Annotated in this window: 16 protein-coding genes; 6 read left to right on the forward strand and 10 right to left on the reverse strand. The window is 66.8% G+C overall.

All coding sequences use genetic code 11. The features are described from left to right. Positions 1 to 184: 184 nt before the first annotated feature. The gene (locus tag QH195_RS03360; RefSeq protein WP_280434286.1) at positions 185 to 1,273 is read right to left on the reverse strand and encodes an alpha/beta hydrolase; all 1,089 of its coding nucleotides are present in this window, start codon (positions 1,271 to 1,273) and stop codon (positions 185 to 187) included. 274 nt (positions 1,274 to 1,547) lie between these two features. Between QH195_RS03360 and QH195_RS03365 the strand changes: the two genes are divergently transcribed. Further along, entirely contained in the window at positions 1,548 to 2,048 is a 501-nt protein-coding gene (locus QH195_RS03365) for an SRPBCC family protein (RefSeq protein ID WP_280422849.1), read from the forward strand. A 34-nt stretch (positions 2,049 to 2,082) separates the two neighbouring features. On the opposite strand, the gene QH195_RS03370 is transcribed toward QH195_RS03365, so the two are convergent. From QH195_RS03370 to QH195_RS03380, 3 genes are all read right to left on the reverse strand, one after another. Then, positions 2,083 to 2,460 (reverse strand): hypothetical protein, encoded by a 378-nt coding sequence (locus tag QH195_RS03370; protein ID WP_280422840.1) that lies wholly within the window; start codon positions 2,458 to 2,460, stop codon positions 2,083 to 2,085. A 248-nt stretch (positions 2,461 to 2,708) separates the two neighbouring features. After that, positions 2,709 to 3,716, reverse strand: a complete 1,008-nt coding sequence (locus QH195_RS03375; RefSeq protein WP_280434287.1) for a hypothetical protein — start codon at positions 3,714 to 3,716, stop codon at positions 2,709 to 2,711. 61 nt (positions 3,717 to 3,777) lie between these two features. Beyond that, positions 3,778 to 3,984 (reverse strand): hypothetical protein, encoded by a 207-nt coding sequence (locus QH195_RS03380; RefSeq protein ID WP_280434288.1) that lies wholly within the window; start codon positions 3,982 to 3,984, stop codon positions 3,778 to 3,780. A 101-nt stretch (positions 3,985 to 4,085) separates the two neighbouring features. Between QH195_RS03380 and QH195_RS03385 the strand changes: the two genes are divergently transcribed. Continuing rightward, a complete protein-coding gene (locus QH195_RS03385; protein ID WP_280434289.1) occupies positions 4,086 to 5,291 on the forward strand; it encodes an alpha/beta hydrolase in 1,206 nt (401 codons plus the stop codon). Between the two features lie 43 nt (positions 5,292 to 5,334). On the opposite strand, the gene QH195_RS03390 is transcribed toward QH195_RS03385, so the two are convergent. From QH195_RS03390 to QH195_RS03400, 3 genes are all read right to left on the reverse strand, one after another. After that, entirely contained in the window at positions 5,335 to 6,909 is a 1,575-nt protein-coding gene (locus QH195_RS03390; protein WP_280434290.1) for a DHA2 family efflux MFS transporter permease subunit, read from the reverse strand. Further along, on the reverse strand, positions 6,906 to 7,388 hold the full coding sequence (locus QH195_RS03395; RefSeq protein ID WP_280422835.1) for a MarR family winged helix-turn-helix transcriptional regulator: 483 nt from the start codon (positions 7,386 to 7,388) through the stop codon (positions 6,906 to 6,908). The genes QH195_RS03390 and QH195_RS03395 overlap by 4 nt, the downstream gene beginning before the upstream one ends. Positions 7,389 to 7,549: 161 nt before the next feature. Then, positions 7,550 to 8,482 (reverse strand): alpha/beta fold hydrolase, encoded by a 933-nt coding sequence (locus QH195_RS03400; RefSeq protein WP_280434291.1) that lies wholly within the window; start codon positions 8,480 to 8,482, stop codon positions 7,550 to 7,552. Positions 8,483 to 8,689: 207 nt separating this feature from the next. Here QH195_RS03400 and QH195_RS03405 point away from each other — a divergent pair, with 207 nt between their 5' ends. Further along, positions 8,690 to 9,016, forward strand: coding sequence for a histone-like nucleoid-structuring protein Lsr2 (locus tag QH195_RS03405; protein ID WP_280422833.1), 327 nt, complete (start codon positions 8,690 to 8,692; stop codon positions 9,014 to 9,016). Between the two features lie 130 nt (positions 9,017 to 9,146). Here the strand turns inward: QH195_RS03405 and QH195_RS03410 are convergent, their stop codons facing one another. From QH195_RS03410 to QH195_RS03420, 3 genes are all read right to left on the reverse strand, one after another. After that, complete coding sequence (locus tag QH195_RS03410) at positions 9,147 to 9,989, reverse strand: SAM-dependent methyltransferase (protein WP_280422832.1); 843 nt, start codon at positions 9,987 to 9,989, stop codon at positions 9,147 to 9,149. 246 nt (positions 9,990 to 10,235) lie between these two features. Further along, entirely contained in the window at positions 10,236 to 11,120 is an 885-nt protein-coding gene (locus tag QH195_RS03415; RefSeq protein ID WP_280422831.1) for an SAM-dependent methyltransferase, read from the reverse strand. A 67-nt stretch (positions 11,121 to 11,187) separates the two neighbouring features. Continuing rightward, the gene (locus QH195_RS03420) at positions 11,188 to 11,643 is read right to left on the reverse strand and encodes a hypothetical protein (RefSeq protein ID WP_280422830.1); all 456 of its coding nucleotides are present in this window, start codon (positions 11,641 to 11,643) and stop codon (positions 11,188 to 11,190) included. Between the two features lie 693 nt (positions 11,644 to 12,336). Here QH195_RS03420 and QH195_RS03425 point away from each other — a divergent pair. The 3 genes from QH195_RS03425 to QH195_RS03435 all read left to right on the forward strand — a co-directional run bounded on the left by QH195_RS03425 (position 12,337) and on the right by QH195_RS03435 (position 15,444). Further along, positions 12,337 to 13,230, forward strand: coding sequence for a helix-turn-helix domain-containing protein (locus tag QH195_RS03425; RefSeq protein ID WP_280422829.1), 894 nt, complete (start codon positions 12,337 to 12,339; stop codon positions 13,228 to 13,230). Positions 13,231 to 13,536: 306 nt separating this feature from the next. Continuing rightward, on the forward strand, positions 13,537 to 14,895 hold the full coding sequence (locus QH195_RS03430; protein WP_280434292.1) for a M20/M25/M40 family metallo-hydrolase: 1,359 nt from the start codon (positions 13,537 to 13,539) through the stop codon (positions 14,893 to 14,895). 21 nt (positions 14,896 to 14,916) lie between these two features. Next, a complete protein-coding gene (locus QH195_RS03435; RefSeq protein WP_280422827.1) occupies positions 14,917 to 15,444 on the forward strand; it encodes a YbhB/YbcL family Raf kinase inhibitor-like protein in 528 nt (175 codons plus the stop codon). The last annotated feature ends 97 nt before the right edge of the window (positions 15,445 to 15,541 follow it).

Below are 15,541 nucleotides of genomic sequence, written 5' to 3' on the forward strand. Positions count from 1 at the left end.
ATCCGGGTGAGCTGCGGTGTGCGCCGCCGACGCCGCCGGAAACATCAGTTGCGATGAAAGTCCGGCCGAAGTGCCAAATGTTCGCAAAATATCCGGTGCCGCTACGACATCGGTGCCGATGCTACCGATGTAATTCGGTCGTCTGGAATGGCTTCCGGACAACCTTCCGTCACCACACAAGGGCCTACCGGCCGAATTGTGAGGGACCCCAGTGTGGTTGCGTTCCCACGCTCAGTGCCGCAGCGAACATCGGCCACGAATCGTGCAGTTCCCGTTGCCAGTACCCCCAGGAATGCGTGCCGTCGGCCCGTAACGCCACGGTCGCCGGGATTCCCAGCTCGTGCAGGCGTGTACCCAGCCGGGTCGTGCAGCCCGCCGCTACCGTCTCCAGGAGTCCGCCGATCAGCAGCTGGTCGAGCAGCTTGCCCGGATTCCGCCGAATCCCCGGGCCTTCCATGGTGTCGAGGGCGCCGGGCTCGCCGGTTCCGGCGGATATGTACAGGGCGAGTCCGCGCAAGTCCTCGGCGTGCAGGAACGGATCGTTGTCCGACCACGCGCGATCCTGCGGCGGACCCCACATATTGAACGGATTGCCCCCGTTACTGCGCACCACCAGCTCGACCACCGCGCGGCCTAGCGGATCACCGGTCCGGACACAGCCGCTGTAGGAACCGAGCGCGCGGTACCGGCCGGGCGCGGCGAGAGCGAGCTGGAACACCGACGCCGCGGCCATCGAGACCCCGGCGAGCGCGTTGGCCCCGCTGCCGCGGTACGTGGCGTCGATCAGCGGCGGCAGTTCCGCGGTGAGGAACGTGGTCCAGCGCTGGCGGCCCAGCACCGGGTCGTCGGCCCGCCAGTCGGTGAAATAGCTACCCGCCCCGCCGATCGGATTGACCACGGTGACCTGTTCAGGGCCGAAGAACTCGGTGAGATCGGTGCGGTCGAACCAGTTGCCCCCGTCGCCGCCGCCGGTGATCCCGTTCAGCAGGTACAGCACCGGGGCCGCGGCCGCCGGATCCGCGGCGGGCAGTACCCGTACCGGGATCTCCCGGCCCATCGCGGCCGAGTGCACGACCAGTTCGACCGCTCGCCCACCGAGTGCCCGGCTCCCGGTTATCCGCGTTTCCTGTGTTCCCGGTTGCTCCGGCGCGGCGGGTGCGGCCGGAGCCGGGTGTCCGGGCGCGGGGGCGCCGGGGGAGACCGCGACGGGTGCGAGGGTGAGCGTGGCCACGGTGGCGAGCAGTATCCGGTGCGTGCGGCGTGGGTGTCGCATCGCCGGAAGCTATTGCGCGTGGTGGCCCGGCGGGCACTGTTCCGCCCAACTCTGTGACACGGGCCAGTACGCGGTGGTTTTCCCTGCCACCGGTCCCAACCGTCCGGCCGACCGGACGGGCCGGCGTATATGGACATACGACTGGACAGGTGTCACCATCGGTGCGCAGCCGGTATTACGTGGCTGTGCCGAGCGAGGAGAGGAACAGGCGCATGGAAATGCGTGCGAATCGGGGACCGGAGCACAGGATCGGCGGTGGCCGGCGATGAGCACGATGCGTCCGTGTGAACGGGTCGGGCTCGAATTCATCGAGAACGCGCCGGTGCGGTGCAGTAACAGCGTGGATCTGGCCATCACCCCCGCGCAGTTGTTCGAGGTCCTGGCCGATGCCGAATCCTGGCCGCAGTGGGCGAGCGTGATCACCAAGGTCACCTGGACCAGCCCGGAACCCCGCGGTGTCGGGACTACCCGAATGGTCGATATGCGCGGCGGGCTGGTGGGTGACGAGGAGTTCCTGGTCTGGGAACCGAATACCCGGATGGCGTTCCGGTTCAACAGTTCTTCCACCGGCGCCCTGGCGGCCTTCGCCGAGGATTACCGGATCGAGCCGACACCCGAAGGATGCCGGCTCACCTGGACCCTGGCGCAGCGGCTGGCCGGTCCCGCGCGTTTCACCGCGTTTGCGGCGGCACCGTTCATGAATATCGCGTTCCGCCGGTTCCTGGCCAACCTGCGCCGCTACACCGACCGCCGGTTCGCCACCGCGCGACCCTGAGCGCGACCGGGGTGGGTCCGCGATCCACCCCGGTTCAGCCCATCAGCAGCGAGCCGGCCAGCCAGGCGGCCAATACCAATACCACCCCGATCAGCGCGCCCGGATACAGCGCTCGCCCGCTGCGGGCCGCGTTCACCGAGGTGGCCGCGCCGAGCAGGAAGCCGAAGCAGCCGCCCAGCACAATGATCCAGTTGCCCGTACTCGGATCGGTACTGCAGCCGGTACGTCCTTCGCAGACGCCCATCGCCAGCAGGAACCACGGGGAGATGACCACCGAGACGATGGCCAGCGTGGCGAGCAGGAACCACAGCAGTGCGGTGATCACCAGATCGCGTTCGCGGGGCGGCGGTAGCGGCGCACCCCGGCCGTAGGCCTCGTCCGGGATGGGGGCGACAGGGTAGTCGGTGGACATCTGGTTCGGGAACATATGCCTCGCGATCGCTCGAGCCGACAGGGCCGCTGATTGGTATTCGGGAATCGTGCCTGTGCCGCAACTGATCCGGCACGCGCGCGACACTACACTGCGCGGCCGGTACGCGGCAGTTCCCGCACACGGTGAACCCGGATCATGCGGTCGGGGGGAGCCGCGCCGGCCTGGCATCCCGAGCCGGCACGTTGTCGCTGTGCCGGCCGAGGCCGAATCGCACCGGCAGATCGCGCCTAGCGTGGCGATGTATCCGGCGCGGCCGACGGCGGATCACCGGCCTCGGGCCGATCCGCTCCCGTCGGTGAATCCGCTTCCGTAGGCGGGGCAGGCGGAGAAGTCGCCGGCGAGTCCGTAGCGGCGGGCGCACCGGCGGCGTCGGCCCGCGAGTCCGCGGAGGTCGATGTTGCCGTGCGGGTAATGCTGACGCGCAATGGTATCCAGGTCGACCCCGCGCTATCGCGCGGCAGCGCGGCGATCGCGACCACCGCCGAACTCACGGCAAGGATCACCGCGACGATGGCGGCGGTGGTGAAGGTACCCGAAGCCACGTATTCGACTTGGTTCAGGCCCGCCACCGGTTTGGTGCCGTCGTTGAATGCCCAGTTGATCCAGGATCCGACCTGGCCGCCCAGATCCCAGCGGCGGTTCGTCATGGCCTTGAGGTTCTTCTGCCGCAGCGCGAGATACAGCACGGACATCACGACGAGCGCCGCCGACAGCGCAGACGCACCGGTGGCGATCCGGGCGAACTTCGGTGAATCGGTGACGATATGGATGGCCACCGCGGCGACGGTGACCGCGATGGCGGTGCTCGCGAGCAATGCCCACCAGCCGGTGAGGTTGGCGGTGGGCTGTGGACCCTGGGACGACCACACCGACAGGTACCGGGTCGTCGAATCGATCTTGCCGAACGGAGTGGCGGCGGCCGTCCCGTCCGGCCCCTCCGCGATGATCCAGTACTGGAACATCAGGACGAAAGTGATGATCGCGCCGCCGGCCGCGAAGATATAGCCCCATTTCCCGACGAGCCGGGGCGCCGTGCGGATCTCCCCGGCGCGATCACGCGCACGCTGGAGCACGAGGGCGGCCGTCGCGCGCCGTTCGTTCCAGCGCCGGGCCCTGGCCTCGGCGGAATTCCCGGCCGCCGTGCTCCCGGAGGCCGTTGCGGAGGCGGTGCGCACCTCACCGGCCGGTTCGTCGCCGTGCCCAGTGCTCGCGCCCCATGGGGTCGGTTTGGTCACAACTCCAGTCTATTTCTGCATTCACCACTGGGAATTCCGGTAATTGCCGCGGCCTTCGCCGTCAGGCGGCTTCCGACCGGCCCGCACGGCCGTTGGCGACCAAATCCACGACCGTATCGCGGAGCACGGATTGGACGCGCACCGCGCGACCGTGCAGGGCCGGTTCGGATTCGGCGAGATCTACGAGTTCGTTGACGACATGGCACAGCGCGATCAAGCGCCGCACCATATCCCGCCGCTCGTCCGCCGGTATGACTTCTGCATCCACGAAGATGTCATCGCCTCGGGCGCGGTAGTCGTTTCGCGTTGTCGCGCATCGCTTCGGTAGCGTCCACCCCACTGTCTGTCTACCCGCCGGGAGGTGAAACGGTGCACGCAGGCCGGGTACTGCTGACGCTGTTGACTGCTGTGCTCGTGGCGCCGGTCGCCGCTTGCGGTTCTTCCGACGACCGGCAGCCGACCGCTTCGGTGGACCGTGGGGCGGTCGTATCGGCGACCCCGATGCCGGCGATGAACGGACCGGAAACCAGCGCCTACCTCGACAAGTGGAAATACCCACTGCCGCAGGCCCACGGCGTACGCCGGTATCAGGTCGAATACCGGACGATCACCCCGGACGGCGCCCCCACCACCGCCAGCGGGCTGGTTGTGGTACCCGATACCGATGATCCGCGCCTGCGTGCGGTGTCCTATGCGCACGGCACGATCGTGCGCCGCGACGAGGCACCGAGCGCCGCGGGGGAAACCGACCGCGCCCAGGCGACCCTGTTCGCCGCCGCCGGCTATCTTGCCGTGGCACCGGACTACCTCGGACTGGGCGCCGGGCCCGGACCGCATCCCTATGCGCACGCGCCGTCGGAGGCCACCGCCTCCGCCGACCTGCTGCTCGCTGCCCGCGAACTGCTCGACCGGCAGGGTCGTGGCCTCCACCCCGAGATCCTGGTCACCGGCTTCTCACAGGGCGGGCAGGCCGCACTCGCCCTGGCCCGCGATCTGCGCGAAGGAGACGTGGACGGTTTCGGTCTCCGCGCGGTGGCCGCCGTGAGCGGGCCCTACGCCGTGCAGGAAGTCCAAGCGCCGGCCGCGCTGGACGGGCGGGTGGATCCCCGGCAGGCGGTGGTTTACCTCGCGTACTGGATCACGGCGATGAACCGTATCTACCACCTGTACGACCGCCCGGCCGAGGCGTTCCGGCAACCGTACGCGCAGCGCGTCGAGGAACTGTTCGACGGCCGCCACGATCTACTGAGGATCGGGGCGGGGCTCCCGCGGACGCCCCAGGAACTGCTCACCCCGGAATTCCTGTCCCTGGCGCTGAATCCCACCGGTGCCGCGCTGCGGGCCATGGCCGACAGTGATGCGGTCTGCGACTGGTCGGCCGGGGTTCCGGTCCGGTTGTACGCCGCCCTCGGTGACCGCAGCGTGCCGTTCGAGAATGCGCAGCGCTGTACGAAATCCCAGCTCGGCGCCGATACCGAGTTGATCGAACTCGGCGATCTCGACCACGGCGGCACCGTACGCGCGGCGCTTCCGCAGATCCTCGACTGGTTCCGGAATACGGCACCGCCCGCCTGAACCGGCTGGGTTCGGGCGGGCGGTGCGCTGGGTACCGGCGGAATCAGTGCATCAGCACCGGCGCCGGAGCGTTCTCGCCGGACTCCGGCACCGCACTCGCCTTACGCGGCAGCAGCAGCGAGAAGACGACCGTCACGACACACAGCACGAAGGCGACCCAGAAGCTGGTCGCGTAGGCATCCGCCATCTCGCCCAGCATGACCTCCTCGAACTGGTCCCCCAGGCCCGCCAGGTACTGCAACACCGAAGGATCCGGTTGTGCGCCGGCCTTCTGCGCCTCCATCATCGCCTGACCGGCCGAGACCGCCTCGGAGCTCTGCATCCGGTTGGTGAGCACCACCGAGATCACCGCTACACCCACCGAGCTGGCGATCTGCTGGATGATGTTCAGCAGCGTGGACCCGCGGGCCACCTGCGCCTCCTTCAGAGTGCGCAGCGCGGCGGTCATCAGCGGCATCATCGTCAGGCCCATACCGAGACCCATGACGAACAGCACGCCGAGGACGTAGAAGTAGGAGCTCTCGGCGCCGATCTGGGTCAGCCCGAACATGGTCGCGGCGAGAATCGCCAGACCGACGGGGACGACCCGGCCCACCGGAATCTTGTCCACGAGCATGCCGGCGATCGGCATGGTGAGCAGTGACCCGAGTCCCTGCGGCGCCACCAGCAGGCCCGCCATCAGCGCGCTCTCACCCCGAACCTGCTGGAAGTAGGTCGGGATCAGCAGCAGACCGCCGAAGAACGACGCCGAGAACAGGAACATGGTGATGGTGGCGACGGTCAGATCGCGGTTCTGGAACAGCCGCAGATCCAACAGCGGATTCTTCGGCTTGAACGAATAGACGACGAACGCGGCCACGAGCGCGCCGCCGACCAGCATGGTCGCCCACACCTTCGGGGTGTTGACGGTGCCTTCCTCCGGGATGGAGGAGATGCCGTACAGGAACAGCGCCAGTCCCGGCGACAGCATCAGCATGCCCACGAAATCGAACTTCTCGGTGGGTTGGGCCTCGTCCTTGGGTAGGGCGAACCAGGCGTAGACGATGGCGATCGCGCCGAGCGGCAGGTTGATCAGGAAGATCCAGTGCCAGGACGCATCCTCGATCAGCCAGCCGCCCAGGATCGGGCCGAGAATCGGGCCCAGCAGCATCGGTACGCCGAGGATGGCCATCAACCGGCCCATCCGCTCGGGCCCGGCGGCTTTGGTCATGATGGTCATACCGAGCGGCATGAGCATACCGCCGCCGAGACCCTGGATCACGCGGAAGCCGATGAGCGCGCCGATGTTCCAGGACAGCGCGCACAGCACCGATCCGGCAGTGAACAGCAGCAGCGCCATCATGTAGAGGCGTTTGGTACCGAAGCGATCCGCCGCCCAGCCGGTCAGCGGGATCACGGTGGCAAGCGCGAGGGTGTAGGCGGTGACCGTCCACGCGACCGTGGAGTAGTTGGCGACGTCGAATTCGGACTGGAACGTCGGCATGGCGACGTTCACCACCGTGATGTCCAGGATGGACATGATGGATCCGAGAACGACGACACCGGCCAGTTTCAGCACCGATGCGTCGATTCTCTCCGAGGCCCCCGCGGCGGGCGCGGGGGCTGGACTTGCGTTCACTGATTATCTCCTGAAGATGCTGGGGGGCACGCCACGACGTTGTGGACGGCCCCGGACTCGAGGACGGCGGTGAGGACCCGGACGAGGTCGGCGCGCAGTGGTTCGGGCAGGTGGTGAACAACCTGGTCGATCGTCGCGCGGTGGATGGCGATCTGGTCCCAGGCGAGCTGACGCCCGTGTTCGGTCGGGCCGACCAGCTTGACCCGCCGGTCGGTGGGGCTCTCCTCTCGGGTGAGCAGCCCCAGGCGCACCAACCGGTCGACATTGCGGCCGGCGGCAGTCATCGACAGGCCGAGTTCACCCGCGATGGTGTGGATCGGTTGCGGCTCGCTGCGCCGGACGACGCTGAACAGCACTCGGGCCTGGGCCAGGGTCAAATCCAGCTCGGCGAGCCGGTCCACCCCTTTCCACCGTCCTGGATCGCAGACCGCGAGCACGAAGCGCTCGATCAGCGTGCCTGTTTCCACCTCACTTGCCACCGCGCGATGATATGGGCTCCCGTGATAGTTGCGGAAGCGGGATTATCGCGTCTGTGATGGGAAACATATCCGGCCCGCGTGCACATCGAGGACGATGCGAGCCGGCGGAGATCGGCGGCCGGAACATCCCGCGGTGGCCGGCACCCGGACACCGCAACCGATCAGCCCCGCGGCGCGGAACCGTCGGTGAGGAAGTCACCGATCAGCCCGGCGACCGTATCGGGCTGCTCCAGGTGCAGGAAGTGCCCGGTCTCCGGGACCATATCGACGATCCCGCCTGCCGGAGCAAGAACATCGGCTACCCCGGCCGTGAATGCCGGATGCAGTGTCGTATCCGCGGAACCGTGCAGATACAGCATCGGCACCCGAGGTGCCTGATCCCAGAACCGGTGTGGCCCGGCATACGGTTCGGGAACCTTCGCGGTCATCCGCAGGAAGGCGCGATAGTAGGACAGTGCGGCGGTCCGATGGGCACCCGTGGGCATGGCGTCGAGCGCATGGGCGATATCGGCGGCCGCCGGGTAGCCCGGGGACCAGTCGTGCCACAGCCGGGGGACCAGCCGGTCGAGTGCGCGTTCGGCGACACCGGGCAGCTGGTTGAACACGATGTACCAGCTGTACCGCAGCTGACGCAGATACGCCCCCGCCGACCGGGGGGTCGCCACCCGCCGCGGCCGCATACCGGGTACCGGAGGAACCGCGAGCGAGACCACCCGCCGGAACGGGCAGTCCGGATCTGCGGCAACCGTATTGGCGGTCAACGCTCCCCAGTCGTGGCCGATCAGCACGGCATCGTCCGGAGCGCCGAACGCGCGATGGACCGCGAGGGCATCGTAGGCGAGGGCGCCGAGGTGATAGACACCATCGGCCGGTACCGCCGTCGGCGCGTACCCCCGGGTGAAGGGGGCGATCACGCGGAAACCGCGGTCGGCGAGCGCGGGCCCGAGCCGGCGCCAGGTCCACGCACTGTCCGGGAAACCGTGCAGGCACAGCGCGAGCCGGCCGTCCGGAGCGCCCCAGGCGAGCGCGGTCATCGCCAGGTGCGGGAGCCCGAACTCCAGGGTCTCGGGTTCGTCCTCGCGGTGTGTGTTCATCCGGCCGATCCTCTCTGGTCTGCCCGTCACCGTAGTCCGCCGGCCCGAATTCCGCCCCGGCGTCGGGGCGTTCGACCATAGCGGTATGCTCACATCCCCCGGGTGGGGTAGCGGTGCCGGTGCTGCGGGCAGGCCCGGATTTCGCACAGCCGCGGGGTTGTTGATGTCATAGGTGGCAATGTATTCGGGGATCGGAGGAACAGGCCCATGGCGCGCAAGGTCGTCATCAGTTTGATCGATGACCTCGACGGCGAATCACCCGCAGCCGAAACGGTGGTGTTCGCACTCGAGGGCGTGACGTACGAGATCGACCTGACCGAAGCCAACGCGGGGGAATTGCGCGCAGTCTTCGGAAAATGGACCCCGTTCGCCCGCAGGGCCGGACGAGCCGGGCGAACCAAACGGGAACGGCCGGGCCGGTCGGCCTCGGCGAGGGTGGTCCGGGAATGGGCCCAGCGCAACGGTCACGAGGTATCGGCACGCGGCCGTATCCCGGCCGCGGTGCTCGCTGCTTTCCAGGCCGTGAACGGCTGAGTTACTGGCCGTGAACAGCTGAGCGGGCTGCGTTTCCACCCGGTCGTATATGGTCCGCGGCCGGGTTCGCGCTACATTTCGAAGTGCCTGATCGAAGTCACCAGCCCCGGCGCAGAGTTACGCCGGGGCATCAGGGTTTGTAGGCGATACCGCCGACCATGACCTTCTCCTCTGGGTACTGTTCACGCAGCGGTGGGCCAGCGGGCCACCAATCGTCCAGCTGGACCAGACCCGGCGCCATGAGTTCGAGACCGCCGAAGTATTCGAGGATTTGCTCGCTGGTGCGATACCACCCCGAGCCCAGCCCCTTTTCGGTGAACCGCCGTTCGAGTTCACGGGCCAGCGCGTGCAGTTCGGGGTCCTCGGGGCCGGGGTCGTAGAAATGACTGATCGCCAGATAGGAGCCTGCGGGGAGTAGTTCGACGTACTCGCGCATCAAGCCGACCGGGTCGAACTGCTCGTCGATATGGTGCAGTAAGCCGCACAGGATGAGCCCGAGTGGCCGGTCCATATCCAGAAACTTGGTGATTTCGGTTGCGCGCAGCAACGTGCCCTCTTCGAGCAGGTCCGCCGAGACGAAATGAGTGTTTTCGTTCTGCTCGAGCAGCACCCTCCCGTGTGCATTGCACACGGGATCGTTGTCCACGTAGACCACTTGTGCGTCGGGGTTGAGTTGCTGGGCGATCTCGTGCGTATTGGCGACCGTGGGCAGTCCGGCACCGATATCGAGGAACTGGTCGATACCCGAAGTCCCGGCCAGATACCGGATCACGCGATGCAACCAGCGGCGATTCATGATGGAGACATCGCCCTGCCGCGGCGCGACTTCCAGGATCTGCTGGTAGGCGGACCGGTCGACGTCGTAGTTGTCCTTACCGCCGAGGCTGTAATCGTAGACGCGGGCGATACTGGCGCGGGTGGTGTCCACCCCGACGGGTTTGCGGGGGCGGATCCGGGAAGCCGGCTCGGCCATATCGACCTCTCTCTACACGAAATGAACAAGACGAACGAAGTGTGAGTCGGATCACTCAGCGTAGAACGTCGCCGCGTGGTGGGCAATGTCGTGACACCGTGCACGGCAACGTACTTCGCATCGTTGCGCTGCGGAGCGGGTGCTGTGCTGCGGTAGGTGCCCCTGGGCGGGCCGCGGAAAGCTGTGCCGGTCAACCCGATTCGAGAAGTACGCTACCGCAGCGCGGCTCGGCCGCACCCGGACCGGCTACCCGTCTCCGTCGATACTGTGCAGCCGCACAGCGGGAGCGCCGGGTTTGTACCCGACCCCGCCGATCACGACCCGTTCCTCCGGCAGCCGCTGCCGGGTGGGCGGTCCCGACGGCCACCAATCCTCGAGCTCGGTGAACCCCGGCGGTATGAGCTCCAGGCCCTCGAAGTATTCGAGCTGCTGTTCCCGGGTGCGATACCACCCCGAGCCCAGCCCCATTTCGGTGAAGGCTCGCTCGAGTTTTTTCGCGAGTGCGTGGAGTTCGGGGTTCTCGTCGGCCGGATCCCAGAAATTGGTGATCGCGACATACGATCCGGCCGGTAGCCGGGAAATGTATTCACGCATGACCCCCGGCGGGTCGAGGTCGTCGTCGAGGTGGTGCAGCAGCCCGCACAGGATGATTGCGATCGGCCGGTCCGGATCGAGGTACTGCAGAACGTTCTTGTTCTCCAGCAGAGTGCCCTTTTCGAGGACGTCGCCGGAGACGAAATGGGTGTTCTCGTTCTGCTCGAGCAGGACTCGTCCGTGCGCGTTGCACACCGGATCGTTGTCGACGTAGACAACCTTGGCTTCCGGATTCTCCTGCTGCGCGATCTGATGAGTGTTGCCCACGGTCGGCAGTCCGGCGCCGATATCGAGGAACTGGTCGATTCCGGCCGGCCCGGCCAGGTATCTGACGACCCGATGCAGCCAGCGCCGGTTCATCCGGGAGACATCGCCCTGCCGCGGGGCGTATTCCAGGATCTGCTCGAACGCCGCACGGTCGACGTCGTAGTTGTCCTTGCCGCCGAGGCTGTAGTCGTAGACGCGGGCGATACTCGGCCGGGTGGTGTCCACCCCGACCGGTGCGCGAACCCCCGTCCGAGGAGCCGGTTCGGCCATGAAAACCTCTCTCTGCATTATCGATCGAACAGCGTGATGGTAGGACCGTGCGGCAGCGGGCGTGCGCTCAGGCTCCGTTACCGCGTTCGAGTACCTTGCCCGGCAGCCAGCCGCCCCCCAGGTGGGTGACCCGCCACCAGTCGATATCGATGACGATCGCGGTGACGGGAGCGGCGAAGAACGGTTCGACCTGTGGTTCTTTACGCAGCAGTGCCTGGAATGTCTCGTCGCGCTCGCTGTCGTCGCGCAGGGTCACCGTGCCGAGGCCCTGCGCGAACGGATCGGCGATACCGCCCGGCACGACCTTCACCCCTACGTTGGGGTTGGCCCTGAGCTGATCCAGCGTGCGTCCGCTGTTCTCGAGGATGAGTGTGAGGCGGAAGAGGTCTTCGTCGAGGTTGGCGAAGAACGCGCTGGTCGCCCAGTTGACACCGTCTTTGGAGGTCGCGAGGTCGATCCTGGAATGGGTGAGGACCTCGGTCAGTTTCTTGCGGATCTCGATGGCGGTGGCTTCGTCGGACATACGGTCCTCCAGTTTTCTCGGTGTGCCAGGTGGTGATTCGTTCTCGAAATGCCGCTGCGGTCGCGGCGAATCCGGGCCCGGATGGTTGCGCGCGAGCCTAGCGGTCCGTGCCGATGCAGAACAGGCCGGGACAACTCGGAGACACGACGGGAAGTGCTTGCTGCCCAAAGGCTTACAGATACCGGACACGTTGACTGAGGGGTAGCCGGAGAGCGGATCGGCGGGAAAGTGCCGGGTCGTTGTCGCCGCCACCGGCCGGTGCCGCTTTCCGGCGCATGAACTCGCGGGGGGTGGCGTTCCCGGACCGGCCGGTCGGTTGTCGCGATTCGGGCGGGCGCGCAGTATGCTGGGTACGGCTTCCGCAGTACCCGCACCTGCTTCCGGTGCCCTCATCGGTGTCATCTCCCCAGGTCTTCGTGGTTGTGAGGCCGGATCGTCGTGTCGTGGGGGAGTTTACGCAAACAATCCCGATACCGCGCGTGAACTTGCGAGAAGCTACGGATATGCGGCGCTGTAGAATTCGAGCCGAGGTGCACGGCAGCGGGTTGCCGTGCAGATGCCGGATCCGCCCGACGCGGGCGCGTTACCGAAATTTTGTCCCTACCACGGAGTAGGATCGCCTGCCGACCGGTGCGGTTCGTCGGTGGCGGGCGCCGTACGATGCAGCACAGCACGAACTGGCCAGAGGCGATCATGACTAACGAGCAGGACGATTCCGATCTCCCGGATAAGGCAGAAGCCGACCGCGGGCCTACCGTATTGCGTATATCGCTGGGTAGCCGGCTGCGGCAGCTGCGTGAGGCGTGCGGCATCAGCCGCGAGGACGCCGGGGAACATATCCGTGGTTCGCACGCCAAGATCAGCCGCCTCGAATTGGGTCGCACCCGGTTCCGGGAACGCGATCTGCTGGATCTGCTGAAGCTCTACGGTGTCGACGATCCGGAGAAGCTTTCCGTCTATCTGGAGTTGATGAAGAAGGCGAACGATCCGGGCTGGTGGCAACCGTTCAACGATCTGCTGCCGCCGTGGTTCGAAACCTATATCGGCCTCGAACAGGCCGCGACCACGATCCGCACCTATGAGGCGCAGTTCGTCCCCGGCCTGCTGCAGACCGAGGCCTATGCGCGTTCTGTGATCAAACTGTTCAACGAGGAGGACACCGAACGCCGGGTGGGGGTGCGGATGCGGCGTCAGGAGATCCTCAGCCGCGCCTCGGCCCCCACACTGTGGGCGGTGGTGGACGAGAACGCGCTCCGCCGCCCGGTCGGTGGGTACCCGGTGTTGCGCGACCAGATCGAACACCTGATCGCCGTTTCCGACCGGCCGAATGTGAAGATCCAGGTGCTGCCCTACGAGGTGGGTGGGCATCCCGCCGCGGGCGGTTCGTTCAGCATTCTGCGCTTCCCGGAGCCCGAGCTGCCGGACATGGTCTATATGGAACAGCTGACCACCTCGCACTACCTCGAGAAGAAGCACGAGGTGGAGGTGTATATGACGGTGATGAACAAGCTCAGTGTCATCGCACCCACTCCGGGGGAGAGTCGCGACCATCTGCGCCGGGTACTCGGCGAGCTGCCCGACAAGTAGGGTCGTGCTACGCCTGCGGGAGGCACCGGCGGCGGAGTTATCCGGGTGGGGGAGTGCCTGAAGGCGTTGATCCGCAAGGCCTTCACGCAATATCGGTAGTGCGTCCAGGTGCCTGTGAAGGCAACTCGCTCCGGGGGCTGTGTGCTGGGAATCCGGACCCAGCGAGGACCTTCCAGAAATAATGCTCATACGTAGATATGCGCATGGAAATATATATCGCCACACCCACTCCTGATTCCCAACACGCAAGCCGCACCACACAAGACCGAAAAGAATCAAGGACGTGCTTGATGGTAGGAAGGGTGCGTGGCCGCGACAGGTGATAACTCTGGCTCCGCTCGTTCCCGTGCCGTGTCGGAGGTGGTGGAGCTGGTCAGTTCGCTGATCCGTTTCGACACCTCGAACACGGGCGACCCGGCGACCACCAAGGGGGAGCGCGAGTGTGCCGAGTGGGTCGTCCGGCAGTTGGAAGATGCCGGTTACACGACGGAATATGTGGAATCCGGTGCGCCCGGCCGAGGCAATGTCTTCGCGCGGCTGCCAGGGGCCGATTCGAGCCGCGGCGCGTTGCTGTTGCACGGGCACCTCGATGTGGTGCCGGCCGAGGCGGCCGATTGGAGTGTGCACCCCTTCTCCGGTGCGGTACAGGACGGGTACGTCTGGGGCCGCGGGGCCATCGATATGAAAGATATGGTCGGGATGATGCTGGCGATCGCCCGCCAGTTCAAGATCGAGGGCACCGTGCCGCCACGCGATCTGGTGTTCGCGTTCCTGGCCGACGAGGAGAACGGCGGGAAATGGGGGTCGCAGTGGCTGGTCGAGCACCGGCCCGATCTTTTCGCCGGAATCACCGAGGCGGTGGGCGAAGTCGGCGGTTTCTCCCTGACGGTGCCCCGTCCCGACGGCGGCGAACGCCGGCTCTACCTGGTGGAGACCGCGGAAAAAGGACTGGGCTGGATGCGGTTGCGGGCCAAGGCCCGGGCCGGGCACGGGTCGTTCCTGCACGAGGACAACGCGGTGACCATCCTGGCCGCGGCAGTGGCTCGGCTGGGGACGCATACCTTCCCGCTCGTGCTGTCCGATTCCGTGGCCGAGTTCCTCGCGGCGGTATCGGAGGAAACCGGGCTCGCGTTCGACCCGGGCAGTAAGGATATCGAGGGCACGCTGGCGAAGCTGGGCTCGATATCCAGAATCATCGGTGCCACCCTGCGCGATACGGCCAACCCGACGATGCTGAACGCCGGATACAAGGCGAATGTGATCCCGCAGACCGCGGAGGCGGTGGTGGACTGCCGGGTGGTGCCCGGTCGTCTGGCCGAGTTCGAACGCGAAGTGGACGAGCTGATCGGCCCGGATGTGGAGCGCGAATGGGTCACGAAACTCGATTCCTACGAAACAACTTTCGACGGCCATCTGGTCGACGCGATGAACGAGGCCATCCTGGCGCACGATCCACACGGGCGGACGGTGCCGTACATGCTGTCCGGCGGTACCGATGCGAAGGCGTTCGCGCATCTGGGGATCCGGTGCTTCGGATTCGCGCCGCTGCGGTTGCCGCCGGAACTGGATTTCGCGGCGCTGTTCCACGGCGTCGACGAACGGGTGCCGGTCGATGCCCTCGAATTCGGTACCGATGTCCTGGAACACTTTCTGTTGCACAGCTGATCCGATTCGAGAGAGGTTCTCATGACCTACAACCCCTATGACGCCCTGCCCTCGGTGCCGTCGTTCACCGTGACGTCCGCCGACGTGTCCGACGGTGCACCGCTCGGCAACGATCAGGTCAGCGGTGTGTTCGGGGCCGGCGGTAAAGATGTGTCCCCGCAGTTGAGCTGGTCGGGTTTCCCGGCGGAGACGAAGAGTTTCGCGGTGACGGTGTACGACCCGGACGCGCCGACCGCATCCGGGTTCTGGCACTGGGCGGTGGCGGATATCCCCGCCTCGGTTACCGAACTGCCCTCCGGTGCGGGCAGTGAGGGTGGCACGCTGCCCGCGGGCGCGGTGATGCTGCGCAACGACGGCGGCTTCGCCGGCTACGTGGGCGCGGCACCGCCGGCCGGGCACGGTCCGCATCGGTATTTCGTCGTGGTGCACGCGGTGGATGTCGAATCGCTGGGTGTACCGCCCGAAGCCACCCCGGCCTTCCTCGGGTTCAATCTGTTCTCGCACACTCTGGCGCGGGCGACGCTGGTGGGCACCTACGAACAGCAGTGAAATGTGAACAGTAGTGGGGGGGCGGGCGGGGGGGGGGGCGCACCCCAGGTGGGGTGGGGGGGGGGGGGCCGGGGGGGGGGGGGACGGGGCGGGGGCG

It is taken from the genome of Nocardia carnea (assembly GCF_029868855.1).
In the GTDB taxonomy this organism is placed as follows: domain Bacteria; phylum Actinomycetota; class Actinomycetes; order Mycobacteriales; family Mycobacteriaceae; genus Nocardia; species Nocardia carnea_A.

Excerpts from the sequence above, each read along its gene's own strand:
- QH195_RS03410 (WP_280422832.1), bottom strand. The coding sequence starts at position 9,989 with ATGGCCGAGCCGGCTTCCCGGATCCGCCCCCGCAAACCCGTCGGGGTG.
- QH195_RS03365 (WP_280422849.1), top strand. The coding sequence starts at position 1,548 with ATGCGTCCGTGTGAACGGGTCGGGCTCGAATTCATCGAGAACGCGCCG.
- QH195_RS03425 (WP_280422829.1), top strand. The coding sequence starts at position 12,337 with ATGACTAACGAGCAGGACGATTCCGATCTCCCGGATAAGGCAGAAGCC.
- QH195_RS03360 (WP_280434286.1), bottom strand. The coding sequence starts at position 1,273 with ATGCGACACCCACGCCGCACGCACCGGATACTGCTCGCCACCGTGGCC.
- QH195_RS03400 (WP_280434291.1), bottom strand. The coding sequence starts at position 8,482 with ATGAACACACACCGCGAGGACGAACCCGAGACCCTGGAGTTCGGGCTC.
- QH195_RS03405 (WP_280422833.1), top strand. The coding sequence starts at position 8,690 with ATGGCGCGCAAGGTCGTCATCAGTTTGATCGATGACCTCGACGGCGAA.
- QH195_RS03435 (WP_280422827.1), top strand. The coding sequence starts at position 14,917 with ATGACCTACAACCCCTATGACGCCCTGCCCTCGGTGCCGTCGTTCACC.
- QH195_RS03370 (WP_280422840.1), bottom strand. The coding sequence starts at position 2,460 with ATGTCCACCGACTACCCTGTCGCCCCCATCCCGGACGAGGCCTACGGC.
- QH195_RS03415 (WP_280422831.1), bottom strand. The coding sequence starts at position 11,120 with ATGGCCGAACCGGCTCCTCGGACGGGGGTTCGCGCACCGGTCGGGGTG.
- QH195_RS03420 (WP_280422830.1), bottom strand. The coding sequence starts at position 11,643 with ATGTCCGACGAAGCCACCGCCATCGAGATCCGCAAGAAACTGACCGAG.